General features: G+C 41.4%; 28 protein-coding genes. 16 read left to right on the forward strand and 12 right to left on the reverse strand.

What is annotated here, in order from left to right; genetic code table 11:
• Nucleotides 1-216: 216 nt before the first annotated feature.
• The 3 genes from K8O68_RS17395 to pssA all read right to left on the reverse strand — a co-directional run bounded on the left by K8O68_RS17395 (nucleotide 217) and on the right by pssA (nucleotide 4,163).
• Nucleotides 217-762 carry a peroxiredoxin gene (locus K8O68_RS17395; RefSeq protein ID WP_230898058.1) on the reverse strand — a complete coding sequence of 182 codons (546 nt, stop codon included), beginning with the start codon at nucleotides 760-762 and terminating at the stop codon, nucleotides 217-219.
• Between the two features lie 189 nt (nucleotides 763-951).
• A complete protein-coding gene (locus tag K8O68_RS17400) occupies nucleotides 952-3,546 on the reverse strand; it encodes a CBS domain-containing protein (RefSeq protein WP_230898059.1) in 2,595 nt (864 codons plus the stop codon).
• A gap of 77 nt (nucleotides 3,547-3,623) precedes the next feature.
• Nucleotides 3,624-4,163 carry a CDP-diacylglycerol--serine O-phosphatidyltransferase gene (gene pssA, locus K8O68_RS17405; protein ID WP_230898060.1) on the reverse strand — a complete coding sequence of 180 codons (540 nt, stop codon included), beginning with the start codon at nucleotides 4,161-4,163 and terminating at the stop codon, nucleotides 3,624-3,626.
• A gap of 98 nt (nucleotides 4,164-4,261) precedes the next feature.
• On the opposite strand from pssA, the gene K8O68_RS17410 reads away from it, so the two are divergent.
• The 4 genes from K8O68_RS17410 to K8O68_RS17425 all read left to right on the forward strand — a co-directional run bounded on the left by K8O68_RS17410 (nucleotide 4,262) and on the right by K8O68_RS17425 (nucleotide 9,076).
• Nucleotides 4,262-5,071: a phosphatidylserine decarboxylase gene (locus K8O68_RS17410; protein WP_230898061.1), complete on the forward strand. Its 810-nt coding sequence runs from the start codon at nucleotides 4,262-4,264 to the stop codon at nucleotides 5,069-5,071.
• Between the two features lie 6 nt (nucleotides 5,072-5,077).
• On the forward strand, nucleotides 5,078-6,211 hold the full coding sequence (locus tag K8O68_RS17415; protein ID WP_230898062.1) for a CdaR family transcriptional regulator: 1,134 nt from the start codon (nucleotides 5,078-5,080) through the stop codon (nucleotides 6,209-6,211).
• Between the two features lie 109 nt (nucleotides 6,212-6,320).
• Nucleotides 6,321-7,733 carry a glycolate oxidase subunit GlcD gene (gene glcD, locus K8O68_RS17420; RefSeq protein ID WP_230898063.1) on the forward strand — a complete coding sequence of 471 codons (1,413 nt, stop codon included), beginning with the start codon at nucleotides 6,321-6,323 and terminating at the stop codon, nucleotides 7,731-7,733.
• Nucleotides 7,730-9,076, forward strand: a complete 1,347-nt coding sequence (locus K8O68_RS17425) for a (Fe-S)-binding protein (protein ID WP_230898064.1) — start codon at nucleotides 7,730-7,732, stop codon at nucleotides 9,074-9,076. The genes glcD and K8O68_RS17425 overlap by 4 nt, the downstream gene beginning before the upstream one ends.
• 84 nt (nucleotides 9,077-9,160) lie before the next feature.
• On the opposite strand, the gene mnhG is transcribed toward K8O68_RS17425, so the two are convergent.
• From mnhG to K8O68_RS17460, 7 genes are read right to left on the reverse strand one after another with little or no spacing between them, the layout of a single operon-like run.
• Nucleotides 9,161-9,514 (reverse strand): monovalent cation/H(+) antiporter subunit G, encoded by a 354-nt coding sequence (gene mnhG / locus K8O68_RS17430; RefSeq protein WP_230898065.1) that lies wholly within the window; start codon nucleotides 9,512-9,514, stop codon nucleotides 9,161-9,163.
• A complete protein-coding gene (locus K8O68_RS17435) occupies nucleotides 9,495-9,776 on the reverse strand; it encodes a Na(+)/H(+) antiporter subunit F1 (RefSeq protein ID WP_093047919.1) in 282 nt (93 codons plus the stop codon). Before K8O68_RS17435 ends, mnhG begins: the two co-directional genes overlap by 20 nt.
• Nucleotides 9,776-10,252, reverse strand: coding sequence for a Na+/H+ antiporter subunit E (locus K8O68_RS17440; protein WP_230898066.1), 477 nt, complete (start codon nucleotides 10,250-10,252; stop codon nucleotides 9,776-9,778). Before K8O68_RS17440 ends, K8O68_RS17435 begins: the two co-directional genes overlap by 1 nt.
• Nucleotides 10,253-10,257: 5 nt before the next feature.
• A complete protein-coding gene (locus K8O68_RS17445) occupies nucleotides 10,258-11,742 on the reverse strand; it encodes a Na+/H+ antiporter subunit D (protein WP_230898067.1) in 1,485 nt (494 codons plus the stop codon).
• Complete coding sequence (locus tag K8O68_RS17450; protein WP_093047912.1) at nucleotides 11,735-12,073, reverse strand: Na(+)/H(+) antiporter subunit C; 339 nt, start codon at nucleotides 12,071-12,073, stop codon at nucleotides 11,735-11,737. Before K8O68_RS17450 ends, K8O68_RS17445 begins: the two co-directional genes overlap by 8 nt.
• A complete protein-coding gene (locus K8O68_RS17455) occupies nucleotides 12,073-12,498 on the reverse strand; it encodes a Na(+)/H(+) antiporter subunit B (RefSeq protein WP_093047910.1) in 426 nt (141 codons plus the stop codon). The genes K8O68_RS17450 and K8O68_RS17455 overlap by 1 nt, the downstream gene beginning before the upstream one ends.
• Complete coding sequence (locus tag K8O68_RS17460) at nucleotides 12,495-14,918, reverse strand: Na+/H+ antiporter subunit A (RefSeq protein ID WP_230898068.1); 2,424 nt, start codon at nucleotides 14,916-14,918, stop codon at nucleotides 12,495-12,497. The genes K8O68_RS17455 and K8O68_RS17460 overlap by 4 nt, the downstream gene beginning before the upstream one ends.
• Before the next feature lie 336 nt (nucleotides 14,919-15,254).
• On the opposite strand from K8O68_RS17460, the gene K8O68_RS17465 reads away from it, so the two are divergent.
• A complete protein-coding gene (locus K8O68_RS17465) occupies nucleotides 15,255-15,479 on the forward strand; it encodes a hypothetical protein (RefSeq protein WP_230898069.1) in 225 nt (74 codons plus the stop codon).
• Nucleotides 15,480-15,505: 26 nt separating this feature from the next.
• On the opposite strand, the gene sda is transcribed toward K8O68_RS17465, so the two are convergent.
• Entirely contained in the window at nucleotides 15,506-15,661 is a 156-nt protein-coding gene (sda, locus tag K8O68_RS17470; protein ID WP_230898070.1) for a sporulation histidine kinase inhibitor Sda, read from the reverse strand.
• A gap of 511 nt (nucleotides 15,662-16,172) precedes the next feature.
• On the opposite strand from sda, the gene K8O68_RS17475 reads away from it, so the two are divergent.
• From K8O68_RS17475 to K8O68_RS17510, 8 genes are read left to right on the forward strand one after another with little or no spacing between them, the layout of a single operon-like run.
• Nucleotides 16,173-16,703: a YqeG family HAD IIIA-type phosphatase gene (locus tag K8O68_RS17475; protein ID WP_230898071.1), complete on the forward strand. Its 531-nt coding sequence runs from the start codon at nucleotides 16,173-16,175 to the stop codon at nucleotides 16,701-16,703.
• Complete coding sequence (gene yqeH / locus K8O68_RS17480; RefSeq protein ID WP_230898072.1) at nucleotides 16,676-17,794, forward strand: ribosome biogenesis GTPase YqeH; 1,119 nt, start codon at nucleotides 16,676-16,678, stop codon at nucleotides 17,792-17,794. Before K8O68_RS17475 ends, yqeH begins: the two co-directional genes overlap by 28 nt.
• A gap of 56 nt (nucleotides 17,795-17,850) precedes the next feature.
• On the forward strand, nucleotides 17,851-18,687 hold the full coding sequence (gene aroE / locus K8O68_RS17485) for a shikimate dehydrogenase (RefSeq protein ID WP_230898073.1): 837 nt from the start codon (nucleotides 17,851-17,853) through the stop codon (nucleotides 18,685-18,687).
• A complete protein-coding gene (gene yhbY / locus K8O68_RS17490) occupies nucleotides 18,687-18,980 on the forward strand; it encodes a ribosome assembly RNA-binding protein YhbY (RefSeq protein ID WP_230898074.1) in 294 nt (97 codons plus the stop codon). Before aroE ends, yhbY begins: the two co-directional genes overlap by 1 nt.
• A 13-nt stretch (nucleotides 18,981-18,993) precedes the next feature.
• On the forward strand, nucleotides 18,994-19,569 hold the full coding sequence (locus tag K8O68_RS17495) for a nicotinate-nucleotide adenylyltransferase (RefSeq protein ID WP_230898075.1): 576 nt from the start codon (nucleotides 18,994-18,996) through the stop codon (nucleotides 19,567-19,569).
• Nucleotides 19,562-20,140: a bis(5'-nucleosyl)-tetraphosphatase (symmetrical) YqeK gene (gene yqeK / locus K8O68_RS17500; RefSeq protein ID WP_230898076.1), complete on the forward strand. Its 579-nt coding sequence runs from the start codon at nucleotides 19,562-19,564 to the stop codon at nucleotides 20,138-20,140. The genes K8O68_RS17495 and yqeK overlap by 8 nt, the downstream gene beginning before the upstream one ends.
• Before the next feature lie 6 nt (nucleotides 20,141-20,146).
• The gene (gene rsfS / locus K8O68_RS17505; RefSeq protein ID WP_230898077.1) at nucleotides 20,147-20,503 is read left to right on the forward strand and encodes a ribosome silencing factor; all 357 of its coding nucleotides are present in this window, start codon (nucleotides 20,147-20,149) and stop codon (nucleotides 20,501-20,503) included.
• Between the two features lie 28 nt (nucleotides 20,504-20,531).
• On the forward strand, nucleotides 20,532-21,263 hold the full coding sequence (locus tag K8O68_RS17510; protein ID WP_230898078.1) for a class I SAM-dependent DNA methyltransferase: 732 nt from the start codon (nucleotides 20,532-20,534) through the stop codon (nucleotides 21,261-21,263).
• Nucleotides 21,264-21,320: 57 nt separating this feature from the next.
• Here K8O68_RS17510 and comER read toward each other — a convergent pair whose 3' ends face one another.
• Nucleotides 21,321-22,151 (reverse strand): late competence protein ComER, encoded by an 831-nt coding sequence (gene comER, locus K8O68_RS17515; protein WP_230898079.1) that lies wholly within the window; start codon nucleotides 22,149-22,151, stop codon nucleotides 21,321-21,323.
• Between the two features lie 75 nt (nucleotides 22,152-22,226).
• On the opposite strand from comER, the gene K8O68_RS17520 reads away from it, so the two are divergent.
• From K8O68_RS17520 to K8O68_RS17530, 3 genes are all read left to right on the forward strand, one after another.
• Nucleotides 22,227-22,868 carry a helix-hairpin-helix domain-containing protein gene (locus K8O68_RS17520; RefSeq protein ID WP_230898080.1) on the forward strand — a complete coding sequence of 214 codons (642 nt, stop codon included), beginning with the start codon at nucleotides 22,227-22,229 and terminating at the stop codon, nucleotides 22,866-22,868.
• A gap of 100 nt (nucleotides 22,869-22,968) precedes the next feature.
• Nucleotides 22,969-23,538 carry a ComE operon protein 2 gene (locus K8O68_RS17525; RefSeq protein WP_093047884.1) on the forward strand — a complete coding sequence of 190 codons (570 nt, stop codon included), beginning with the start codon at nucleotides 22,969-22,971 and terminating at the stop codon, nucleotides 23,536-23,538.
• 63 nt (nucleotides 23,539-23,601) lie between these two features.
• Entirely contained in the window at nucleotides 23,602-25,911 is a 2,310-nt protein-coding gene (locus tag K8O68_RS17530) for a DNA internalization-related competence protein ComEC/Rec2 (RefSeq protein WP_230898081.1), read from the forward strand.
• Nucleotides 25,912-26,017 lie beyond the last annotated feature (106 nt).

The raw sequence follows: 26,017 nt of genomic DNA on the forward strand, positions 1-26,017 counted from the left end.
CTCCTTGGGTATCAATTAAGGGTCCTTTTCGCTGATCAGCTTTGGACACCTCGTATCATACCAAGGGGGCTCTTTTTTGTTCAAACCCCAAATTTCTTTCTTACAGGAATGCTCCTTTTTCTGTTTTAATGTGTAATCTGGATATGCTGTATCATACAGAATAAAATCGCCCAATCCGGACGATTTTATTCTTTTGTCTTTTAATTTAGTCGTGTCTTAAAGTACGGCTTGTCCAGGCTTCCAGTTTGCCGGGCAAAGACCGCCTGTCTGAAGAGCCTGCAGAACACGGAGAGTCTCGTCAACGTCGCGTCCAATATTGTTGTGGTTCACGACAGAGTACATTAGCTCGCCTTCCGGGCTGATGATAAACAATCCTCTGAGAGCTACGCCTTCTTCTTCAATAAGGACACCATAATCGCGGGCTACCGCGTGATTTGTATCTGCTGCAAGAGGATAATTTAAATCACCCAGTCCGTTGTCATCACGGTCTGTATTGATCCATGCAAGGTGAGTGTGCACGGTATCAGTAGAGACACCGATTACTTCTGTATCTAAGTCTTCAAACTCATCAAATCTGTCACTGAGAGACGTAATTTCTGTCGGGCATACAAATGTGAAATCCATTGGGTAAAAGTAGAGGACTGTCCACTTGTCATTCTTCATGTTTTCTTCTAAAGAAACTTTTTTAAACTCTTTATCTGGCATTACGGCATCCATTTCAAATCTTGGAGCCTGTTTAGCAACCATACGCTTGTCTGACATAATAAAATCTCTCCTTGTTTTTAATAATAATTATTACTTTGTACAAATTCTATTTTACATGAATGAAAATTCATGTCAAGTGAAATTATTCACTTTGAATTTCATCCAAAAACTATTATAAATAAAGAGGTGATCAGAGGGCAAGTGAAATGCTTAGCCATATCTATTCTCAATAAACATAATAAATTCTCACTTGCTTAAAAACTTATGATTTACCCATCCAATAAGCTTTTCTTTACTGATTTCAGGGTTTTCCAATTGTTTTATATCTACCTCAAGAAGAATTTCTTTGAAATACGGGCCGGGCTTGAGGCCCAGTTTTTTCAAATCATTGCCGTCAACTTTTCTTGTTAGCTTTTCCCGAGTGAGCAGATAGTTAAATAGCTTTTCATTCTGACCTGGAAATTTTATCGCAAAGTAGCCAAATAAAGGTTCAGGTTTCATGGTTGCAAGGTTTACATGGATATCCCTGATTGGTAAAGAAGGATCAATGGAACGGGACTGATGGCTGATCAGCAAATTATAAAGATCGTTCAGCGTTTTGACATCTTCTTTAGTCAGGCAAAACCCTTCGAGACCTACTTCACCGTTTACCCTTCCTGTCGTTAAAGAAAACATGTAGGCCATCCAGATAGAACGGTTTACAGCAATGCCCTGCTCTTTAAAAACTGAATGCCAGTAGTAGATGCAATCAATACGCTTCTGTACAGGTTCGTCATCACCCGGACTTGTAAGCAGGTACTTAATAAGGGTAAGTCCCCGCATTCTCTTTACGCCTTCGGAGGCGTTTTCTTCAGTGAAAAGTCTGATTAACTCACTTGATAATCTCGGTTTAGAAACTGACAGAAGATTATTGGCAGACTGAACAGCAAGTCTTTCAGTTTGTTCATCCATGGAGAAATTAAACCGGCTTTCAAACCTGACGGCCCTTAAGATTCTCGTGGGATCTTCTACAAAACTTAAGTTATAAAGAACTCTCAGCTTTTCTTTGTTAAGGTCTTCGTATCCATGGAAATAATCAAGTAATTCTCCGAATTCCTCCTGATTAAGGCAAATCCCCATCGCGTTAATTGTAAAATCCCTTCTGAAAAGGTCCTCTTTAATCGTAGAGAGTTCTACTTTTGGCAGAGCGGCCGGGAAATCATAGTATTCTGTACGGGCACTTGTTAAATCGACTTTAAAACCCGACGGATGTTTCCAGGTGGCAGTACGGAATTCATCGTGTTTACGCACTTTTCCTCCGTAAAGCTTCTGTAAATGAAGGGCAAGTGATATACCGTCCCCTTCCACTACAATATCCATATCCTCATTATCTCTTTGAAGCATCAGATCGCGAACCATTCCCCCTATAAGGTAAGCTCTCATAGACAGATACCCGGCTTCTTCACCTATTAGTTCTAAAAGCTGGAAGATAGTCGGCGAAAGGTATTTTCTCATCGTTTCAGTCATCTGGCGCTTCAGAGGCAGAGCGGAACGGGAGGAATAGGAAAGGTTGACTCCGGTCTTGCCGTGCATAGCTTGAATAACGTCTGTACGGGAGACTATTCCTACGAGCTCACCATTGTCTATTACAGGGAGCCTGCCAACATGGTCTTCAATCATTAACTCACGAATTGTTTCAATTTTCTCATGAAGTCCAATAGCAATAGGGTTATGGCTCATATATCCTTTAACAGGCGCGTGGCCGAGCTTGTGGTGAAGCGCCTTGTCCACGTCCCGGCGTGAAATAATCCCTCTCAGCTTCTCATCTTCTACAACAGGAAACCCTGTATGCCCGTACCGGTAAAGCATTTTAGAAACTGTTTCAATGCTTGTTTCGGGCGCAACGACCCTAACCGGACTTGACATCATATCTTTCGCTGTAAGCGATGGCCGGACGATAAGAGAGAGGTTTTCTTTAATTGTTTGAACAGTTTCACTGGAGGACTGCTTATTGATCGTAGCTGAAGCTGCCTTTTCATGTCCGCCGCCATGGAACATGTGAATAACAGGCAGTGCGTTAATTCGTTCACTCACCACTCTGGCAGTTACAAACGTCTTTTTACCCATTTCAGCTACGGAGAAAGCGGCATCTGCTCCGGTAACCTGGAGAAGTTTCCGGGTTACCTGTGCTAAGTGGCCGGTATAATCAGGCTGCCTGTGTGAGGCTATCAATATATCTACTCCATCTACTGAAATGATTTCACTGTTGTCGAGCAGCTTTTGAAAGAGCTGCTGCTGGACTTCTGTTAAAGAAGATTCACGGAATTGGTCAATTACTTTTAAGTTGGCTCCCTGCTCAAGAAAGAAAGCAGCAGCTGATAAATCCCGTGCGGTCGTATGGTCATATGTAAAGGCGCCGGTATCAGAATATACCCCTAAAGAAAAAACAGTGGCTTCGAAAGGCGAAACTGGCAAGTTTTTTTCTTTAATAAGTTCAGAAAGAATAGTGACCGCAGCGCCTGTTTTTTCAATCTTTCCTTCGTGAAACTGTACCGTTTCTTCTGTTTCAGGGTGATGGTCATAGACGGCGTATTTTACAGCATGGGGCAGGTGCTGACGGATATCCCCAAGCCTGCTGGGCGAATTTGTATCTACCATGATGACTTCCTCAACACGTTCCCAGTCTGTATCTTTGAGACGTTTAAAGGGAAAGGTGTCTTTATAGATAGCAAGGAAGTGATTGACTTCGGAAGAGACTTTGGATGGCATGATAATTTCGGCTTCCGGATACAGTTTTTTAGCAGCGATCATGGAAGCGAGCCCGTCAAAGTCTAAATTTGTATGAGATACTATCACTTGCATAGTGTTCATCCTCCATCATTATAAGTTATACCTTTTAATGTTAAAATTCGTCTCCCTTGGGAGGAAGACGAATGATTTTACACCTTTTTTACCCTGAAATGACTGATCATAAGCAGAGATAATGTTAAAATAATAAACATCATGACAGGAGGGGCCGTTACTTTAAATAAATAGCTTAATGTCAAAAGACAGCCGGCTGCTGTGATGGGCAGTCCGATAAAGAAACCGCTTTGCTCACTGATATTAAAGCGGGCAAGTCTGATGGCGCCGCAGGCAATAAATATAATAACAGCCATTGAACCGGGCATCCCGAAATCCTGGAGGGTGGAATGATAGACCAGGAGGGCGGGGGCTACACCGAAAGAAATCATATCACATAATGAATCCAGCTGTTTGCCAACATCCGATTCGATGTTCATTTTTCTGGCAACTTTTCCGTCGAGAAAGTCTAAAATGGCGGCTAGACAAATAAATGCAACAGTTAAACCGAGCTGGCCTTCCAGAACAAAGAGAATGGCAAAACCTCCGAAACCGAGGTTGGTAATTGTTAACACATTTGCAGCCTGGGTACGAAAGCACTTAACTGTATTATCAACAAGGTGCTGAAAAAGGATCATGAGATCACTCCCTATGTTCTTTTAAAAAGGCCAAAATACTTCAATAGAGATAAATTATACCATATTTTGTGGTATGAAACTATACGGGGGCAAAGCATATGAAAGGAAGGATGGACAATATGAAAAAAGAATTTTACCGGCTTATGCTTGGATTAACTAATAATTCTTTTTATAATTCAATTATTAAAGAGTTTACTAATAAGAGAGTGAGCAAGATTCTGATCCCGTCTTTTTCTAAAACTTTTGGAATTAATGCAGAAGAACTGGCACGGCCATATTCCGATTATAAATCGCTAAGTGATTTCTTCAGCCGGGAATTAAAAGAGGGCGCCCGGCAGCTGTCCGAAATGGAAAATGATGTGGTGAGTCCTGTTGATGGAGTAATCTCGGAAGCAGGCACTGTCACTGAAGATATGTCTTTCCCTGTTAAAGGGAAGAAGCATTCATTGAAAACGATGCTTGGTTTGGAGGAGGCAGTTAACCGTTATGCAGGCGGAGAGTATTGCGTTTTTTATTTGTCGCCGAAAGATTATCACAGAATTCACGCCCCTTATTATGGAACTGTTTTAAGGCGCTGGGCTCTCGGTAAGTATTCTGAACCTGTAAACGCCTTAGGGTTTCACTTTGGGAAAGAACCTTTAGCAACAAATTACAGACTGGTTACCGAAATGAAGCACGATGGGGGACGAATGGCTATAGTAAAGGTAGGGGCTCTAAACGTCAACAGCATTCATCCGGTTCACGTAGACAAAGCAGTTGTTGAAAAAGGCAGAGAGATGGCCTACTTTTCTTTTGGTTCAAGTGTGGTGCTCCTTTTCGAACCGGGTACTGTGGCAATAAAGGAAGAATTAAAAGGTAAAGTCACACCGGTAAAACAGGGAGAAACAATTGGTGTGTGGAGGGGCTGACGAACGATGAAATTACTGTCATCACTCGCACAAAGAATTGTCCAAGAGGTGACTGGCATTGTCAACGAAGAAGTGATTGTAACAGATGATAAGGGAATCATTATTGCGGCAAGTGATATCCATAGAATTGGAAAGTTTCATGAAGGAGCACAGATAGCCGTATCTAATCAAGAACAGTTTATTATTACTAAAGAGGATGTCATAAGGCTTGAAGGTGTTAAAGCCGGGTTAAACCTTCCAATAATTATAGACAAACATGCCATTGGAGTGATAGGTATAACGGGCGAGCCTGAAAAAGTGGTCAGAATGGGGCAGCTTATCCAACGGATGACTGAGCTGATTATTCAGGAAGCTTATTCGAGTGAAAGGCTGGAATCTGAATCACGCGGCCTTGAAACGTTTGTTTACGAATGGGTGCACTCTGAACATCTTGACAATGACTTTATGGAGCGGGGAGAAATTCTCGGGATCTCCATCTTTGATGAGAGATTTTGTGTATTATTTGAATTGGATCATACACAAACGGATAAGCGGCGAATTCAAATGCTTGAAAGTGAAATGATGGATGAGATAAAGGGCCAGTTTTCCAGAGGCAGGGATAATATAATCGTCCGATGGGGGAATGGCAGATTTGCCTTATTAAAACATATCGGGCCGGGATTTTCATTAAACACTTTTAAAACAGAGCTTTTGGAATTCCAGCGCCGGCTGCTGCGCGAAAGGAAAGCAAACATTTACATAGGAGCAGGGAAAATGAGCAAAGACCCAGCGCGGCTGTATAAATCTTATCAAGGGGCGAAAAAGGCTCTCAGAGTTTCAAAAAAACAGCATACAGTTACTTTTTATGATGAAATGCCCTTGGATATGGCGCTTGCTGAAATAACAGATGATACGAGAAAAGAGTTAATTGAAGAAGTATTAGGGCCAATTATTCATGATAAAGAGCTGATGGAAACGTTAATGTATTATCTTTCCCATAATATGAGCATAAAAGAAACAGCAGAAGCCCAGCATATCCATATAAATACCCTTCATTACAGGCTTAGAAGAATTTACCAATTAACCGGAAAATCGGTGAAAGAGGCCGATTCACTGGTTTCTATGTATATGGCTTTGTCTTTTTATCAGGAAATTAAATGATCATACAAATTAGTAACGTTTACAGCTTATAGATTTGTATAAATCTACATAGCTGTAAACGTTTTATTTTTTTATAATAAAGTTATTACAACAATAAGGGGAGAATGTGATGTTAAATAAGGAAGTCAAGGGTAAACTTGAGAAAATCGTAGGGCAGGAAAACCTGTTGGATTCACAGCAGGATTTAATTGTTTATTCTTACGATGCGACACCCGATTATCAGGCTCTGCCTGATGCCGTGATCAAGCCCAGGCATAAAGAGGATGTAGCGGAAATCGTTAAAGTGTGCAACGAATATAAAGTGCCTATTGTTCCTAGAGGATCGGCGACGAATTTGTGTGCCGGCACGACTCCTCTGGAAGGCGGTCTTGTGATGCTCTTTAATTATATGAAAGATATCATTGAAATTGATGAAGAAAACCTTACAGTGACTGTCCAGCCGGGGGTTATTACACTGGATATGATAAAAGCCGTCGAAGAAAAAGGTCTGTTTTATCCGCCGGATCCTTCTTCTATGAAGATTTCAACTATCGGAGGCAATATTAATGAATGTTCAGGCGGGCTAAGGGGACTGAAATATGGGGTCACCCGTGATTATGTGATTGGGATTGAATTCGTGATGCCTGATGGAAGTATCGTAAAAACCGGCGGTAAGCTGGCCAAAGACGTGGCAGGCTATGATTTAACCCGATTAATGGTAGGTTCGGAAGGGACGCTGGGAATTATCACTGAAGCGACTTTGAAACTTATCCCGGTCCCTGAAACTAAAAAGACAATGCTTGCTTTATATGACAGTTTGGAAGCAGCTGGAAACACCGTTTCAAAAATTATTTCAAACAGGATCATTCCCGCCACTCTTGAATTTTTGGATCAGCCTACAATCCAGGTGGTTGAGGACTTTGCCAATATAGGTCTGCCTACTGAAGCAGGTGCGATCCTGCTCATAGAACAAGATGGACCGGAGGAAGTAGTAGAGAGGGACATTCAGAGGATGGCGGAGATTTGCGAAGAAACTAATGCGCTTTCTGTACAAATAGCTCAATCTCCGGAAGAAGGCGAGGCTCTGACTTCTGCCAGAAGGTCTGCCTTGTCAGCTCTGGCAAGGCTGAAACCTACTACTATTTTGGAAGATGCGACAGTGCCGCGTTCTAAAATTTCAGAAATGGTTAAAGCCATTGAAGAGATAGCGGATAAATATAACGTTAAAATTTGTACATTTGGGCATGCCGGTGATGGAAACCTTCATCCGACATGTATGACTGATGCGAGAAACCGAGATGAAATGCAGCGTGTGGAACAGGCGTTTGAAGATATTTTCGCAAAAGCAATTGATATGGGAGGCACAATTACCGGGGAGCATGGAGTCGGTGTCATGAAATCCCCATATCTTTCCTGGAAAGTAGGAGAGGCTGGGGTAGAAGCGATGCGCGCCATAAAAGAGGCCTTTGACCCAAACAACATCATGAACCCTGGCAAAGTGTTTGCCAAGGATGCACGTAAACGGGTGGTGGTACAGAGATGAGTGTAGAGGAAAGTAAGCGGAAGACTCAAATTGTTCAGGACTTCCAGTCAAAAATGGATTATGATGAGCTGTTAAATTGTATGAGGTGCGGCTTTTGCCTGCCTTCATGTCCGACGTATATTGAAACAGGAGGGAATGAGGCGGCCTCCCCAAGGGGAAGAATTGCTCTTATGAAAGCTGTGGTGGACGGAAAAATGGAGCCTGATAAAGATTTCGAAGATCAATTAAGCCTCTGTTTAGGATGCAGGGCCTGTGAGCCGGCCTGTCCATCAGGTGTTAAATACGGCCACCTCCTTGAAGAAGCACGTGATATTCTTCAAGCAAAGAAGAAGCATTCTCTACCTGTGAAATTTGTAAGAAGGTTCTTTTTTGATCAGGTTTTCCCTCATCAGAACAGAATGAGGACCCTCAACAGCCTGATGTGGTTCTATCAGAAGAGCGGCGTACAAAAGCTGGCGAGAGCGACAAATATGACGAGAATAGCAGGGAAAAACATGAGTACAATGGAAAAAGTGCTGCCCGCTATTCCATCTCCTTCAAAAATGAAGAACCGGCCGGAGCGGATAGAAGCGGAAAGCGCAGTGAAAAAGAAAGTGGCTTTCTTTTCGGGCTGTCTAATGGATACGATGTTTATGGAAACCAACGATGCCACCCTCTATTTATTAAAGAAAGCTAATTGCGAAGTGGTGATTCCTCAAACACAGAACTGCTGCGGGGCGTTGCATGCCCACAGCGGAGAGAAAGATACTGCCAAAGAACTCGCTAAGAAAAACATCGAAGCATTTGAAGAAGGGGATTTTGATTATATCATTTCTAATGCCGGAGGATGCGGAGCCCTCCTCGTGGAATATGACTATTTACTAAAAGACGAACCTGAATGGAAAGAAAGAGCAAAAGCCTTTTCGGATAAAGTAATGGATATTACTGAAATCCTGTATGATGCCGGGCTTCCGGATATGGAGCTTGACCCGCAGATAGTGACTTATCAGGATTCGTGTCATTTAAGGAATGTGATGAGGACGGCAGCTGCACCGAGAAAGCTTCTGCAATCGATTAAAGGTGTCACCTATATGGAAATGAAAGAAGCTGACCAGTGCTGCGGATCAGCAGGCACCTATAATATTATTGAACAGGAAATGTCGATGCAGATTTTAGACCATAAAATGGCTAATGTAGAGAAGACAGAAGCGGCAACTATTGTAACAGCCAATCCGGGCTGCCTGCTCCAAATGAAAGCAGGAGTTGAAAGAGAGGGGAAACGTGACAGCATGAGGGCGGTTCATATCGTGGACTTGCTTGCTGAAGCGGTAAAATACGGAGAAAAGTCTTTACAAAAAGCTTAACAGGGGACAACCTCACATAAAAAAGGCTCTCACCAAATGGTGAGGGCCTTTCTTTTTAACCTGATTAAGTCCAGGCGTCTAAATTTATTTAGAGCGTGACTTCAGTTTTTTTTCAGCTTCCGCAAGGTCGTCCTGTATGCTTTTATCCCACATTTTGACCTTGACGTTATACGCCGAGCGCGCAATCATAAATGCGGCAACAGGAGCAGTCAGAAACACAAAAACGATGGTTAACAGAAGTTTTCCGACAAACAGCCCGTGATAAAAGAGAAAGTAGAGAAAAACTCCGAGTATTATCGAAATAACTCCCAGTGTGGCACTTTTAGTAGCAGCGTGAAGCCGGCCGTAAACGTCAGGCAAGCGGACTATGCCAATAGAGCCAAGTACACTTAACCCGCCTCCCATTAAAAGCAAAATGCTAATGACGATCTCTGTCAAGAACCACACCTCCTTCAATAAACTTCGCAATGGCTACTGATCCTATAAAGGCTAGAATTCCAAGTACCAGTACAACTTCCGTATAAGCGACAGTATCCTGGACCAGCAGCAATATAGCAGTAAAGCCAATTAAGTTAATTCCGATCGTATCCAATGCCACCAGGCGGTCTGACATACTGGGACCGAGAATGGCACGCACGGTACAGACCAGGATGGAGAGAGCCATTAATATTAAAACGATAAGAGCCACTGTAGTTAACATTAATGAGTCACCTCCATAATTGCTTTCTCAAAAGATTCGTGGATTTCTTTTATTGCCTTTTCCTTATCAGGGACGTGAATTGAATGCACGTACAATGTTCTGCCATCTTCAGAGAAATTCATAGTCAAAGTTCCAGGTGTCAGGGAAATCAGGTTGGCAAGTAAAGTTATTTCCCAGTCAGTCCGCAATTTTGTCGGAACCGCAATGATTCCCGGCTGGATATCCATTTTAGGACTAAGAATAATCATTGTCATATCGATGTTCGATAAAATAAGTTTGTAGAAAAACAGCAAAATCAGTTTGATAAAAGCCGTAATTCTGCGGAAATAAAAATCAAAATGAAGAAAACGCCTCAAAACAAACAAAAGGCCGAGCCCTACGATGTAACCAATTATAAACTCTAAGACGGTGTATTCAGCTCTTAACAGCATCCAGATCAGAGCTAATCCGATGTTTAATAAAATTTGAAAGGCCATGGCAACTACTCCTTATTAAGCACAGAATTAATATATTCGGATGGATCCATGAGCTGCTCAGCAAGTTCTAAAGAAAACTGCATAAATGGTTCCGCAGCCACCCCTAACAGAATAGTTAAAGCGACGAGCGGAAGGATAGGGATCAGTAATGACCCAACCTTTTTATCCTTCGCCTGAGGGTCAGGCATTTTTACTTCTCCCCAGAACGAGGTCATAAATATTTTCATCATTGAAAACAGGGTTAATACGCCAGTAGCTAAACTGACAGCAATGACGAAATAATTTCCGGCATCAAAACCAGCTATAATTAAAGCAAATTTACCAAAAAACCCGCTTAATGGCGGAATTCCCGCTAATGACAGGGCAGTAATCAGGAAAAGCCATCCCACGTAAGGGTGTGTTTTAAGTAAACCGCTCATCTGTTTCAGATGCGAGGTACCGGTGATTTTCTCCGCTACGCCTGCAAACAGGAACAGGGCTGATTTAACGATAATGTTATGGGCAAGAAAGTAGAATGTCCCGGCAATAGCCAAAGGAGTGAAGATTCCTATACCCATAATCATATAGCCGACCTGACTGACTATATGAACAGCTAGAATCCGCTTGAAATCAAATTGGGATACTGCTCCAAGTACACCAATAAACATTGTCAGCCCGCCGAAAATTAACAAAATCTGAAAGACAGTCTGATCATGCGGGAAGATAAGTGTATACGTCCGCATAATCGTGTATACCCCTACTTTAGTCAACAGCCCCCCGAATAAGGCAGCGATAGCCGCCGGCGGAGCAAAGTAGGAATGGGGAAGCCAGTAATAAAGCGGGAATATAGCACTTTTAGTTCCGAAGACAAACAGGAATAATACAGCGATGACAGAGATCACACCTGTCTGTTCCAGTTCGCCGATTTTAACGGCCAGGTCAGCCATATTTAACGTGCCTGTCACTCCGTATATATAGGCAATGGCAGCGACGAAAAACATGGATGAGACTGTATTAATTATAACGTATTTTAAAGATTCACGAAGCTGATACTGCTTGCTTCCCATTGAAATCAGAATAAAGGAGGAAATAAGCATTACTTCAAAAAAGACGAACAGGTTAAATAAATCCCCTGTTAAAAACGAGCCGTTAACCCCGACCATCAGGAACAGGAAAAACGGATGGAAAAAGTTTCTTTCCCTCTCAGCCGAAAAAGTCTGGTATGCGAAAAACAAGCAGACAAGTGAGAGAAGACTCGACAGGGCCACCAGTGAACTTGACAGCAAGTCCGCTACAAGGACAATTCCAAACGGGGCAGGCCAGTCCCCTAATTCGGTAGTCTGAATACCTTCTGTATAAACAATATACGTCAGGTAAGCAGATACAGCGATCATCAGTCCGACACTGATGACACTCACTGTACGTTGAACACTTTTAGAGTCCTTGAAGAAGATTAGTATGACACCCATGAGTAATGGTATGAGTATTGGCAGAATGACTAAATTATTCATCTTCAGTTCCCCTTAATTCATCTAAGTTATCTGTTTTGTGTGCTTTGTATGTCCGATAGGCCAGAACGAGCATAAAAGCAGTGATACCGAATCCAATAACAATTGCTGTCAGAATCAGTGCCTGCGGCAGCGGATCAGTATAGGCAGACGCCTCTTCTCCCAATAAAGGAGGAGCTCCCTGTTTAAGACCTGACAAAGTCAGAAAGAGCAAGTGAGCTCCGTGTGACAAAATAACAACCCCAATGATAACTCTGAGCATACTTTTAGAAAGTATCATATACGTTGCCACAGTAAAGAGGACGCCGACTGTTAAGATCATTAAAATTTCCATCAGCTATCATCCTCCGCAACTGTAAGAATTACGAGCAGTGTAAATCCAACTACGACCAGATAAATCCCGAGATCGAAGGGAAGGGCCGATGCAGCGTGTGTTTCTCCCAAAAGAGGGATATGATAATACTCATCAAACTGTGTGAGAAACGGAAAGCCGAAAAGCATCCCGACAATCCCGGTAAGAATCGCAATGAGCAGACCGGCCCCGATTATTTTTGAATAATTAAACGGAATCACGCGTTTAATAGTTTTTAAATCAAAACTTAAATAGAGCAGGACGAGGGCAGCAGCAGTCATCAGACCTCCGATAAACCCTCCTCCTGGATTATTATGGCCTGCAAAGAAAAGGAAGACAGAGAAAGCCAGAATGATAAACGCAACGATTCGGGTAATTACATGCAGTTGAACCGGTGTATTCTTCATACGTCTTCCCCTTTCTTAGCTTTAAATTTAATTAAGACAACAACGGCGAGACCGACAATCCCGAGAACAAGTACTTCCAGTAAGGTATCCAGTCCACGGAAGTCAACAAGAATAACGTTTACGATGTTATTCCCGCCGGCCAGCGCATAAGCATTCTCAACGAAATAATCTGATATTGGACTGATTGGGTTTTCATAGCTCAATGCATGGGCACTCAATGCAGTTAATGTCACTACAAGACCTACACCAATTGAAATCACAAAATTTGTAAGCCTGAAAGCAGGTTTAAAAGTTTCTTTCTTTAATTCAGGCAGATGATAGAAAACAAGCAGGAACAGAACAACCATGACTGTTTCCACTAACAGCTGCGTTAAAGCAAGGTCAGGCGCCCTGAAAACTACGAAAAGTAAAGCAACGAGAAAACCTATGACACCCATTAGTACAATTGCAGAAATACGGCTTGAGACAAAAGGAATGACCACTGTGGCAAGTACAAGTGACAAAGTAATAATGTACATGTAAATGGAAATGTCCGCTGTATTAGCCATATCGACAGCTAAAGCGCCTGTATTCCAGAGCATATATCCCATTCCAAGAACGAGAAAGATGAACATATAAGTGAAATAGTCTCTTAACCGTCCGGTCATCTGTACATCATTAACTACAGTAGAACCTTTTATTAAACCTACAAGCCCGCTGTCATAGAACCAGTTGAGCGGGTCTCTTTCTTTGAGATAAAAGGTTGTTTCCTGCCATTTTCTATGATTCAGGAAAATCATAGACCCAAAGAAGACCACTCCCATAGTCATAAACAATTCTGTATTGAGGCCGTGCCAATGATAAATGTTTACATAGAATTGTTCACCTGGCTCGAGCAGTCCAGGTAATATAGATTGCATGGCAGGATCTATAATAGTATACGCTAATAAATTCGGGAAAAAGCCGAATATAATTACTAACGAAGCGAGAATAACAGGAGAAATAAGCATTCCTGCAGGTGCTTCGTGAGCTTCTTTTTCAAGCCTCTCAGGATGGTGCTTCCCGGTAAATGTCTTAAAAAGCATAATCATGCAGTAAACAAACGTAAAGATACTTGCTATCCAGGCGACAGCAGGAAAGATAACGCCGAGAGTCTGGACATTAAAAATATCTAACGTTGCGCTGTTAAGCGTTCCTGTGAAGAACATCTCTTTACTTAAGAAACCGTTAAATGGCGGCAAACCGGCCATTGACGCTATACCAATTAAAGAAATGGTGAAAGTAACCGGCATAATAGTCATAAGACCGCCAAGTTTGCGGATGTCCCTTGTTCCTGTTTCATGGTCAATGATTCCGACTACCATAAATAAACTTCCTTTAAAGGTAGCATGGTTAATAAGATGCAGCACGGCTGCCAGCACTGCGACAGTGTACAGGGACTGTCCATCCACCACGTCGAAGTGAACGGCAGCGGAACCTAAACCGAGGAGGCTCATAATTAAACCAAGTTGACTCACGGTAGAAAAAGCAAGTATTCCTTTTAAGTCTTTTTGTCTTACAGCAGAGACAGACCCCCACAATAATGTGAAAAGACCAAAACCCGTTACGATCCAAAACCATTCAGGCGCACCGCCGAAGACCGGGGTGAACCGGGCTACTAAATAAATCCCTGCTTTTACCATCGTGGCAGAGTGTAAATAAGCACTTACAGGTGTAGGAGCTTCCATCGCATCCGGCAGCCAGATATGGAATGGGAACTGCGCGGATTTAGTAAAGGCTCCCAGCAAGATTAAAATCATAGCAGGCAAAAATAGCGGACTGGTAACTATCGCATCGCCATAAGTAATGATTTCACGGATACTGAATGTTCCTGTCATCATATAAAGCAAAGAAAAACCAGCAAGCATAGCAAAACCGCCTGTTACCGTAATCAGCATGGATTTCTGAGCTCCGTAGCGGGATTTTTCTTTATGGAACCAGTAAGCGATTAACAAGGATGAAGCCAGGCTTGTTAATTCCCAGAAAACATAGATGACAATGAGGTTATCGGACAGGACGACACCTAACATCGCACCCATAAACATCATCAAATATACGTAGAAATTGTTTAAAGGCTCTTCTTTCTTATTAGCTATATAATAAATGGAATATAGCACCACCAATGTTCCAATACCGGTGATTAAAAGAGCAAACAGTAAACTTAAACCATCCAGAAAGACTGTAAAGTGAATATCTAATGATGGCACCCATGGAACAGATCTTTCCACTGTTTCCATTGGGCCTCCTCCAAGAGGTAAATATTGAATCAGATAAATAAACAGGATAAGCGGCAATGGTAAAATAAACCATCCTGTATGAATATGACGAAATTTAAAATAAAAGAAAGGGATAAAGATCGCCATTATAAATGGTGCTAAAGCAACTAAGTGAAGCGTTGACAAGTGATTAACCTCCTTTTATATGTGGTTATGAAACAGGGCGTTTGCTGATTTTTTACAGATACACAAATATTCATCCAGTCCCGTGTATGAAACCAAATAAAATTATAATATAAAATAGCTACCCTTGCATCCTTTAGGCGAAACGCGTCCTGGTTTTATTTTGAATACTTAAATATGAAAGAACTAAACAAAAAGTGTTAAAAATTTTTTTTAATCTGAATGACGTCTGCCTGTAAACGGCTAACCGCTCTCTTCTGAATCGTATTACGCATGATATAAAAGGTATAAAAAAAAAGCATCCGTACCAACCTGTTAGTAAGAAAGGAGGCTGGGCGGATGAAAAATAAAACAAAGTATGTAATTCTTTCAAGTATCTTTCTTGTTATATTTGCAGGAGGCGCTGCCGGGCATGTTATTGTGACAAAGGAGATAGTTGAAAGGCAGACCATTATGGAAGATGTCAGAGGAGCGGGGGCTCAAACCTTTACTGAAGACCGCAGGTTCCTGCCGCGCCAGTATATTAAGGTTATTTCTGAAAAAGGAAGAGAGCAGAATGATTGAAATCGAAAAACTGTAATCATCCTGCTCTACAAATCGATCTTTTTGTTAAATATAGAGCGGCGGTCTATTTCCATCTCTATTAAAAGAAGGAAATCACTTGCTAAGTTTAAAGTTTTTGCCTTTTCATATGTTTCTACCAGCAAATCATCCGACAAATCACTTAATGCTCCGTACCTTTTCATTAATATTACCTCCTCTTAATAAACGCTACTTCGTTTTTTATAACCCGGGTCTGTTAAAGATAAGAGTTTTTTTATGATACACTCGCTTGCAGCATAATAATAGCAGGCTTATCTGCCGGTTCACTTTCAATGGGTGGAATCGCTGATCCTCCGGCTATCCCCGCCTTCCTTTACGGGAAAATCGTGCTTTTATAAATTCGCAGTATGTGTTTATATTTAATAGGATGACTTTAATAGTTGAATAGATATTACCATGATCTGTAAATCATCTCAAATTCTGTTTTATCCACATTTGTGGTGGGTATCTTGTGGATATACTGTTTATATATGATGTTTTTTAATGGCAGGTAAGAGGGGAAAATGTGAATAAACTTATCCACATTTTGAAGGAGTGTAAGTTTCTGTCGAAATTTATTTGCCGATTTTCTTGTACTGTTTGAAATCCCTGATAAAATACAGGTATTATAAGGTAGGAATCTAAGCTAACTGCTTTAAGAAATGAGGGACATGTGTGTTAAAACAATTTATTCCTGATCAATATGTTCAATCAGTTTATGATATCTCTATTGAAAAATTGAAAGAGAAAGGGGTTAAGGGGATTATAACCGACCTCGATAATACTCTCGTCGAATGGGACAGAGCTGAAGCTACAAAAGAGCTGACTGCATGGTTTAAGAAACTGAGGGATCATGATTTTCAAATTGTAATTGTATCCAATAATAATGAGGCAAGGGTTAAAAAGTTCGCTTCGCCTCATAACATCACTTTTATTTACAGGGCAAGGAAGCCGTCGAGCCGGGCTTTTAAGACAGCCTGTAACTTAATGAATTTAAAAAGAGAAGAAACGGTAGTGGTGGGAGACCAGCTGCTGACAGATATTCTTGGGGGGAACCGTGGAGGTTTTCAAACCATCCTGGTCGTTCCCGTAGCAGAGAATGACGGGTTTTTTACTAAATTCAACCGAAGGATAGAACGCCGGGTGTTTCAGGCGATGAAGAGAAAGGGGTTAATTGAATGGGAGAAATCGGACGGGAGCAGCTGATCTGCTCAGGTTGCGGAGTAAAGATTCAAACAGAGAACAAAGGGGAATTAGGCTATGCGCCTCCTTCCTCCTTAAGCAGAGAAGTGATCATCTGCCAGAGATGCTACAGATTAAAACATTATAATGAAGTGCAGGATGTCTCATTAACAGATGATGACTTTTTGAAAATATTAACTGAATTAGGAAAAAAAGAGGCATTGATCGTAAAAATAGTTGATATTTTTGATTTTGAAGGCAGCTGGCTGCCGGGTTTACATCGTTTCGCAGGGAAAAACCCGGTACTTCTTGTTGGAAATAAAGCAGACCTCTTGCCGAAATCAGTGAAAAGCTCTAAAGTCATTCAATGGATGAAAAAAGCAGCTAAAGATTATGGTTTAAAACCAGCAGATGTTCATCTAATGAGTGCTAAAACAGGAGATTCAATTATGGAGGTCGCTAACCTTATTGAAGAGCACAGAGATGGACGGGATGTGTATGTAGTTGGGAGTACGAATACCGGAAAATCAAGCTTTATCAACCGTTTATTAAAGGAATTCGGTGCTGAGGAAGATATGTTAATTACGACATCCAACATCCCAGGCACAACTTTGGATATGATCGATGTACCGCTTGATGACGGATCTTTTCTTTACGACACTCCCGGAATAATCAATCACCACCAAATAGCCCATTTACTGGATAAAAACGAATTAAAAGTGATTTCCCCTAAAAAAGAGGTAAAACCAAAAGTTTTTCAGCTTAATGAGGCCCAGACATTATTTTTTGGCGGTTTAGGGCGTGTTGACTTTATAAGCGGCGAACCCCAGTCATTTATAGTGTATATGTCAAATGATCTGACTATCCACCGTACCAAAACAGAAAAAGCAGCCGAGCTGTACGAACAGCATCTTGGGGATATGCTGTCCCCGCCTTTTGAAAAAAACAAAGAGAGCTTTCCCGAACTCGTGAAAAAAGAGTGGAAGGTTGAACCGGGCAAATATGATCTTATTTTTTCCGGGCTTGGATGGGTGACAATCAGCGGGTCGGGAAGTGTGATTCGGACATTTGCTCCTAAAGGTGTCAACGTCAATATAAGGTCGTCCATATTTTAAAAGACGGGGCGCTTAAACAGGAAAGTAAAATACAGTTTAATTAGGAAGGGATAACAGTGAAGCAAATATACGGAGTCATAGGAAACCCTGTTGGTCACAGTCTTTCGCCCGATATGCATGAAGAAGCATTTCGGGAACTAAATATAAACGCTTCATACCATGCTTTCTTAGTTCCTGATGGCCGTCTGCAGCAAGCGGTTGACGGAATAAGAGGGCTCGGGATAAGAGGCGTGAACGTGACGCTTCCTCATAAAGTAGAGGTTATGAATTATTTAGACGAAATCCATCCGTTAGCTGAAGAAATAGGCGCCGTTAATACCATCGTTAATGAAAATGGAAAGCTTACTGGATATAATACTGATGGCGAGGGATATGTGCATGGTTTAATGCCGATCCTGCCGAAAGAATTAAAGAATATACGGGCTTTAATAATTGGCTCAGGAGGAGCTGCAAAAGCAGCTGCCGTTACTCTGGCTAAATACAATATTCATGGGCTTGTCATTGCTAACCGGACTGTTGAAAAGGCTTATGCACTGGCAAAAATATGTGAGGAGTGGACGGAATCTTCCGCTATTAATTTAGGCAGAGCTCAGGCCAGGCTGACTGAATTTGATTTAATTATTAATACAACCTCCATAGGAATGAGCCCGGATACAGGTAAAATGCCGCTATCTCTTGAAACTCTGTCTGAGGGGACCGTAGTCAGCGATTTAATTTATACGCCGGCTAAAACGAGGTGGCTTCAGGATGCTGAAGCCCGGGGGGCAATTATTCAAAACGGCCTGGATATGTTTATAAATCAGGGCGCACTTGCATTTGAAAAATGGACGGGCCAGGAAGCGCCGAGGGAAATCATGAAAAAGAAAGTTATAGGAAAACTGGGAGGTAAATAATGCTTACTGGAAAACAAAAACGCTTTTTAAGAAGTGAAGCACACCATTTAAAACCGATTTTTCAAGTTGGAAAAGCCGGAGTCAATCCGAATCTTATTAAACAAGTCGACGATGCTCTTGAAGCAAGAGAATTGATTAAAGTGAGTATTCTTCAAAACTGTGCGGAAGATAAAGATGACGCCGCCCGGGAAATAGCCTCAGGGGCAAAAGCTGATGTGGTACAAGTCATTGGGAATACTATTATTTTATATAAAGAATCGGAAGAAAATAAAAAGATAGAGCTTCCTGATTAATCTGGGGGTTATTATGAAGAAAGTTGGTCTGCTGGGGGGGACTTTTGACCCTCCGCATCTTGGACATTTGATTATGGCTGAGGAAGCCAGATTAAAGAAAAAGCTTGATGAAATCTGGTGGATGCCGAATCATATTCCTCCACATAAAAAGCTGGCGTCCGGTATTTCTGAACAAGACCGGATTAAGCTTGTTGCCAAGGCGGCAGAACTGCATCCGGCATACAGGCTTTGCACATTAGAAATGGAAAGGTCAGGTCCCTCTTATACGGTTGACACCGTCAGGCTCCTTCAAAAGGAATATTCTAATAAACAATTTTATTTTATTATGGGAGGAGACAGTTTAAATAATTTCCACAAGTGGTATAAATATGACCAATTAAAAGAAATGATCCCTTTTATTGTTATCTCACGGCCGGGCTTTTTAATATCTGATGCAGACGCACCTTCCCGCATGACTGTGCTGGATGATGTGAGTGTGGAATTATCCTCAACTTATATCAGAAAGAGTTTAAAAGAAGGGGCCATCAACCGGTTTGTGTTGCCAGAAGGAGTTTACGAATATATAAAGGAGAATCATTTATATGAATGAAGCGCAGGCGTTTGAAATTGTCCGAAAGGCTTTAAAGCCGCGGAGGTTCGAGCATACAGAACGCGTGGTCTCAGAAGCTTCCAAGTTAGCTGAAAGATTTGGCGGAAATTTGGAGAAAATAAGGCTTGCAGCTATCCTGCATGACTATGCGAAATATCGTTCTTATGATGAAATGAGATCGACTGTGTTAAATAACAGGCATCTGCCGAACAGACTTCTTGAATACGGTAATGAACTGCTTCATTCTTTTGTGGGAGCCGTGTATGTTCAGGAAGAATTGAAAGTGAATGATGATATTATATTATCTGCAATCCGGTATCATACGACGGGAAGAGCTGGCATGACAATAGAAGAAAAGATTGTTTTTTTAGCTGATTATATTGAACCTGGAAGAACCTTTCCTGAAGCCGGTCAAGTAAGAGAAACAGCCGGAACCGATTTGGATAAAGGCTGTCTTGAAGCTTTGAGGAATACGATTGTTTTTCTTTCAGAAAAGTCATTGCCTGTGTATCCTGACACGTTTGAAGCTTATAATGAGTTTGCAATAAATATGAGAAAGTATGGAGGGTAATACTTTATGGAACCAAAAGATAAACTGGACCTTGCTGTAAGAGCAGTTGATGATAAAAACGCCCATCAAATTACTGCACTGAACATGCAGGAAGTTTCCCTGATGGCTGATTATTTTGTTATCTGTCATGGTAATTCAGAGACACAGGTGGAAGCAATTGCAAGAGAAGTAAAAGACCGGGCTAATATTGCAGGACTTGATGTAAAAAGACTTGAAGGTCTCGAAGATGCCAGATGGGTTCTGATTGACCTGAATGATGTCATTGTGCACGTTTTTCATAAAGATGAGAGACCGTATTATAATCTGGAAAAACTTTGGGGCGACGCTCCTGTAATGGAGCTTGAAAACATTATTCAGCCGTAAGGCGTGATGCTGGAAAGAGAGTGATGAAATGACCCTTGAGCACTTTGCGTCCCTGTATGATGCTCTTATGGAAGATGCACCTTATGAATCCTGGATGACCTATGCCAGCAGGCATTTAAAAGAAGGCGGAAACGTAGTCGATGTAGCCTGCGGGACAGGAACGTTTACACTCATGATGGCAGAGCATGGTTTTAATATGGCAGGAGCAGATCTATCCCAGGATATGCTGACAGTAGCTGAAGATAAAGTCCGCCAAAGTTCGCAAAATATTCCTTTATATTTACAGGATATGTGTGAGTTGAGCGGTTTTACTGAATTGGACGGCGTTACTTTATTCTGTGACGGCATCAATTATCTTAATAAGGAAGAAGATGTAAAGAAAACCTTCCGAAAAATTGCCCTCGCTTTAAAGCCGGGAGGGGTTTTTCTGTTTGATGCCCATTCTCCTTATAAAATGGAACATATTTTTGACAATCAGCTCTATGGGGAAAATGAAGAATCATTATCATACATGTGGTTTTGTGAACCGGAAAATGAACCATTAAGTGTCCGCCATTCGCTTACTTTTTTTATGAAAAATAAAGAAGGTACTTATGAACGCCTGGACGAAGAGCATTACCAGCGTACGTTCCTTCCGCGGGAATATTTAAACTGGCTGAAAGAAGCAGGTTTTGATCACATAGAAATAACCGGCGGGTTTGGCGAAGAAGAACTTAAAGATGACGACGATAGAGTCTTTTTTAAAGCTGTAAAAAAGTAGTTAGCAATTTTAATAAGGTGAGGTATAATAAAAGAAGCTGGTTCAGACCAGCTTCTTTTATCTTCGCATTTTCTTCTGAATGCCTTTACGGTCTTCCTGATACTTCTTTTCTGTTTCCCTGAACAGCTTGTGAAACATATCCCCTGTTTCATTGTTTAATACTTTTAAACCCACACCGGTTACACCACCTGGCACGGTAACTCTTTTTTGTAAAGAGGACAAATCAAAATAATTTTGCTTCATCAGTTCTCCGTACCCTATAAGCATGGATTCCGCAATAGCGGTGGCAGTTTTCTCATCAATGTTCCTCTCTTCGACAGCCCCTTTAATCATTCGCTCCACAAGAAAACTTATAAATGCAGGACCGCAGCTGGCTATATCGGAAGCAACCCGTGTAACAGAAGGATCTATTAACACAGGTGTTGATATGGTTGAAAATAAGTCTCTCAAATCATTACGCATACCTTCTGTACATCTTTCACTGAATGTAATCAAAGAAGGTCCCGTAAGAGAAAGATTCACAATACTTGGAATAAATCTGGCGACCGGAATTTCCTGATTATTAACAAGTAATTCTGTTTCTTCTACTTGTAAAGGGCTGGTAATAGTGATAATAACCTGGCCTGGCTTGATGTGAGCTGATAACTTATCCAGCACGGTCACCATTTCCAATGGCTTGGTGCATATAAACAGCCATTCGGCCTCTTTTGCAATTGACAAAGCATCCTGATGAATGTGTATACCCCGGTATTTTTCCTGGAGCGCCTTTGCTTTGTGAAGACTGCGGTTTGTCACATGGAAATGATCTTCTGGTGCTCCAGCTTTTATAAATGCTTCAATTAACAGGCTCCCCATGCTTCCTGTACCGATAAAACCTAATTTTTTCACCACTATCACTCCTTATAGTCCATCTTTAAAAGATATGAAATAAAAGATATTTAATGATAAGAAAGGGGGAAAAAGATGAATGTTCTTAAAGACCTGCTTCCTCAAAAAGGCTTATTCATGGTTATCGGAGGTGCAGTCTCAGTTGCATTATTTCTAATTTTCTTTTTGCCGGCGGGTGAAAAGGGAGAAAGTGAGAAGGAGCAGCATGCGGTGTTTCCATGGGAAGAGGAAACCGGTGAAGAGGAGGTTTCTGAAAGTCAGGAAGCTTTTAAGCAGGAAACCTTCATAGTTGACATAAAAGGAGAAGTTGTAAACACAGGAATATATACCGTGGAAGAAGGTGAAAGGGTGCAGGATGCGATCTTAAAAGCTGGCGGGTTCACAGGAAATGCAAATGATAAACTAATTAATTTAGCAGAACGCTGTTATGACGAGATGGTTATTTACGTACCGTCTATGGATGAAGAATATGAAAATATCCTCCCTGCAAGTCCTGCCCAGGCGGGAACTTCTTCTCAACAGGAAGGTATCTTAATTAACTCAGCATCTGCTGAAGAACTGACTGCACTGCCGGGTATTGGTCCTGCTAAAGCTGACGCCATTATAAATTACAGAGATGAAAACGGACCGTTTAAGAGTGGGGAGGAGTTAAAAGAAGTGCCGGGCATAGGCGAAAAAACATTGGAAAATATCGTTGATAAAATAATTATCAGATAAAATGGTTAAGTGGCGTTGACGCCAGCCCTGTAACTTGTCTACACTTGTTTAAGACCTGAAGCGTGTCTTTAAAATTAATCATCCAGGAGGTTTAAATATAATGGAAAGAATTTCATGGCACCAGTATTTTATGGCGCAGAGCCATCTGCTTGCTTTAAGGAGCACCTGTACGAGGTTAATGGTAGGAGCCACCATAGTCAGAGATAAACGGATCATCGCTGGCGGGTATAATGGGTCTATTTCGGGCGGTAAACACTGTATTGATGAAGGGTGTTTTTTAATAGATAATCATTGTGTCCGTACGATTCACGCTGAAATAAATGCTTTGCTTCAGTGTGCCAAATTTGGTGTGCCTGCCGAAGGTGCAGAAATTTATGTTACTCATTTCCCATGTTTAAATTGCTGTAAATCTATTATTCAGGCAGGGATTAAGAAAGTGTATTACGCTGAAGATTATAAAAATCACGATTTTGCAGTGGAGCTTTTTGAGCAGGCTGGTGTGGCCGTGGAACAAGTGGAGCTGGAGGAGATGATTCTCGATACAAAAAACAGGGAAAAGCTCTCTTTTACAGCCCGGTTATTAAAGCAACTGGAGGAACGTGGAGCGGAGAACGAAGAAATAGCCAAATTAAAGGAAGAGGCAAACCGTCTTTATACATCTTCTACATAACAAAGGGGGAAGCAGCCAGCTTTCCCTGTCTCCTTCCCTTAAAACTGTTTTCAGGAGGCAGTCATGAAACCAAGGTTCTATTGCACCGTTTATTTTGCTGTAAGCGGATTGGCATTCTCACTCCTCGGCCTGAACTTCTGGTCCATTACTTTTATTATCTTCGGTCTTCTCCCTCACTTAAAATATATTACCCGCAGACAGACAGGCTGGACACTGGCCATATATTCTCTTACAGCCCTTTTATTCTTTACTTACGGAAGTATGTATACAAGTAAAATCGAAACGAATCTGACAGGACACGAAACAAATTTTCAAGGAGTTATTAAGTCAGTTCCCAGGCTGACTTCCTCAGAATTAAACTGGTCATTTCAGCTGAAACTGGATACTGGAGAATTCATTCAAGTCTATCTGCCTGATGAAATGGATTCTTCTGAACCTTCCCTTTATGAGACGTGCTACTTTAAAGGCAAGCTTGAGCAGCCCTCCCCTCGTAAAAATCCCTACACATTTGACTACAAAAAATATTTATATGAGCAAAAAATTCATTGGCTTGTAAAGGTTCAGTCCTCTCATGTTTATTGTGAAGAGCCGAAAGTGCCGCTGTTAAAAAACCTGGGCAGCTGGCGAAGCCGAAAAATCTCCCGTATGGCTCAAGAGGATGAGAAAGAAATTGCAGCTTTAATAACTGCTCTCGTTTTCGGAGACAGATCCTTTATAGATAAGGAAAAAATTGATTTTTATCGCCGGTTCGGTATTTTGCACCTACTCGCTGTTTCGGGCCTTCATGTAGGCCTTATTACTTTTGCTGCTTACTATCTGTTATACAGAGCAGGTTTTACAAGGGAAACGGCAGGTACAATTGTGTTATTGCTGCTGCCTGTTTATATTGTGATTGCAGGAGGAGCACCTTCTGTTATTCGTGCCTCACTAATGTGTATGTTAGTTATACTTTCGTTCAAAATGAAACTGAAAATATCAATTCTCGATATTATTTCTGCTGTGTGCCTGGCATTATTAATTTATAATCCGCTTTATTTATTTCACTTAGGCTTTCAGCTTTCCTTTCTCACCACTTTCTCTCTTCTGCTGTCTAAATCTATTCTTACTGACAGTTCCCGTCTTATTCTCCTGGCTAAAACTTCTACTATAGCCCAAATGATTTCTTTTCCACTGACTCTTTATCATTTCTATGAGTTTCCTGTCCTTTTTCTGCCCATGAATTTGCTGTTTATTCCGTTCATATCTTTTTGGATCTTACCCCTTTCATTTTTAACGGTGCTCTTACAGCCGGTTTCCGGGAAATTATCGGATTTGCTGCTCTCTATTGGTTCTGCAAGTATTCATTTGATTGACAGGCTTACTCTGTATTTTTCAGAAGTACCCTGGACTGTTGCCGTCTTAGGCCAGCCTTCTGACTTTATGCTCTGGTTAATGATAATAACAGTCGTTATAAGCCTTCTCCTGTTTGAAAGTCAGCGGATAAGCTTAAGAGTAATGGGATGCAGTCTGGTAGCTGGGATCGTCTTTCTGCAGGCTTTTATGCCATATTTTAAAGAGGAAGGGTCTGTAACTATGCTTGATGTCGGGCAGGGTGATGCTTTTGTAATTGAGTTGCCGTATAGAAAGGGGGTTTATCTGATAGATACAGGAGGCATCATGCCTTGGGATAATGGGCAAACGCTTAACAGGAATGAATCGACAGGGCCTGGGATGTATGTAATTGAACCTTTTTTAAAGGCAAAAGGAATTAAAAGAATTGACAAGCTTATTCTCACACACGGGCATTTTGACCATATTGGTGAAACATGTTATCTGACTGATAAATTTACGATAGCAGAGGCTTATTATCCCAAATCGCAATCGATACCTGAGGAAGCCAAGAATAGCCTTGAATGCCTTGTGGAAGACCGTATACCTCTTATATTTGCTGAAAAAGGAATGGGGTGGACGGAAGGAAAAGACTGGTTTTATATTCTCCATCCTGAAGGCGATGAGGATAAGGAAAATGCCCGGTCAATTGTCATTTTGGCATCAGTTAACAACGTCACATTATTATTTACAGGAGATCTGGAAGAAGAAGGAGAGAATAGGCTTTTAAGGAATTTTCCAGACTTAAAAGCAGACATCTTAAAAGTGGCTCATCACGGCAGTTTATCTTCTTCACAGGAGGAATTTCTGGCACAGGTAAGCCCGCATGCCGGCTTGATTTCCGCAGGAGAGAACAATCGTTACGGCCATCCCCATACTGAGGTCACAAATTTGATGGACAGTAAAGAAATACTTATTTTCAGAACTGATAAACACGGAGCGGTGACGGTGAAATTAAAGGATGGCGATTATACAATTACTCCTTTTTTATTAGAAGAGCAGTAAGCGGGCACTTTAAATCTTATTAAGAGCGTAACGTAAAAAATCTGTTTGGAAAACAAATAAAAAACACACCCTTAAAAAAGAGTGTGCTGTTTATAGGTTTTATGTA

Source organism: Salipaludibacillus sp. CUR1 (assembly GCF_021028955.1).
In the GTDB taxonomy this organism is placed as follows: Bacteria; Bacillota; Bacilli; order Bacillales; family Salisediminibacteriaceae; genus Salipaludibacillus.

Coding starts and splice junctions, on each gene's coding strand:
- K8O68_RS17395 (WP_230898058.1), bottom strand. CDS start 762: ATGTCAGACAAGCGTATGGTTGCTAAACAGGCTCCAAGATTTGAAATG.
- K8O68_RS17400 (WP_230898059.1), bottom strand. CDS start 3,546: ATGCAAGTGATAGTATCTCATACAAATTTAGACTTTGACGGGCTCGCT.
- pssA (WP_230898060.1), bottom strand. CDS start 4,163: ATGATCCTTTTTCAGCACCTTGTTGATAATACAGTTAAGTGCTTTCGT.
- K8O68_RS17410 (WP_230898061.1), top strand. CDS start 4,262: ATGAAAGGAAGGATGGACAATATGAAAAAAGAATTTTACCGGCTTATG.
- K8O68_RS17415 (WP_230898062.1), top strand. CDS start 5,078: ATGAAATTACTGTCATCACTCGCACAAAGAATTGTCCAAGAGGTGACT.
- glcD (WP_230898063.1), top strand. CDS start 6,321: ATGTTAAATAAGGAAGTCAAGGGTAAACTTGAGAAAATCGTAGGGCAG.
- K8O68_RS17425 (WP_230898064.1), top strand. CDS start 7,730: ATGAGTGTAGAGGAAAGTAAGCGGAAGACTCAAATTGTTCAGGACTTC.
- K8O68_RS17435 (WP_093047919.1), bottom strand. CDS start 9,776: ATGTTAACTACAGTGGCTCTTATCGTTTTAATATTAATGGCTCTCTCC.
- K8O68_RS17440 (WP_230898066.1), bottom strand. CDS start 10,252: ATGGCCTTTCAAATTTTATTAAACATCGGATTAGCTCTGATCTGGATG.
- K8O68_RS17445 (WP_230898067.1), bottom strand. CDS start 11,742: ATGAATAATTTAGTCATTCTGCCAATACTCATACCATTACTCATGGGT.
- K8O68_RS17450 (WP_093047912.1), bottom strand. CDS start 12,073: ATGGAAATTTTAATGATCTTAACAGTCGGCGTCCTCTTTACTGTGGCA.
- K8O68_RS17455 (WP_093047910.1), bottom strand. CDS start 12,498: ATGAAGAATACACCGGTTCAACTGCATGTAATTACCCGAATCGTTGCG.
- K8O68_RS17465 (WP_230898069.1), top strand. CDS start 15,255: ATGAAAAATAAAACAAAGTATGTAATTCTTTCAAGTATCTTTCTTGTT.
- sda (WP_230898070.1), bottom strand. CDS start 15,661: ATGAAAAGGTACGGAGCATTAAGTGATTTGTCGGATGATTTGCTGGTA.
- yqeH (WP_230898072.1), top strand. CDS start 16,676: ATGGGAGAAATCGGACGGGAGCAGCTGATCTGCTCAGGTTGCGGAGTA.
- yhbY (WP_230898074.1), top strand. CDS start 18,687: ATGCTTACTGGAAAACAAAAACGCTTTTTAAGAAGTGAAGCACACCAT.
- K8O68_RS17495 (WP_230898075.1), top strand. CDS start 18,994: ATGAAGAAAGTTGGTCTGCTGGGGGGGACTTTTGACCCTCCGCATCTT.
- yqeK (WP_230898076.1), top strand. CDS start 19,562: ATGAATGAAGCGCAGGCGTTTGAAATTGTCCGAAAGGCTTTAAAGCCG.
- rsfS (WP_230898077.1), top strand. CDS start 20,147: ATGGAACCAAAAGATAAACTGGACCTTGCTGTAAGAGCAGTTGATGAT.
- K8O68_RS17510 (WP_230898078.1), top strand. CDS start 20,532: ATGACCCTTGAGCACTTTGCGTCCCTGTATGATGCTCTTATGGAAGAT.
- K8O68_RS17520 (WP_230898080.1), top strand. CDS start 22,227: ATGAATGTTCTTAAAGACCTGCTTCCTCAAAAAGGCTTATTCATGGTT.
- K8O68_RS17525 (WP_093047884.1), top strand. CDS start 22,969: ATGGAAAGAATTTCATGGCACCAGTATTTTATGGCGCAGAGCCATCTG.
- K8O68_RS17530 (WP_230898081.1), top strand. CDS start 23,602: ATGAAACCAAGGTTCTATTGCACCGTTTATTTTGCTGTAAGCGGATTG.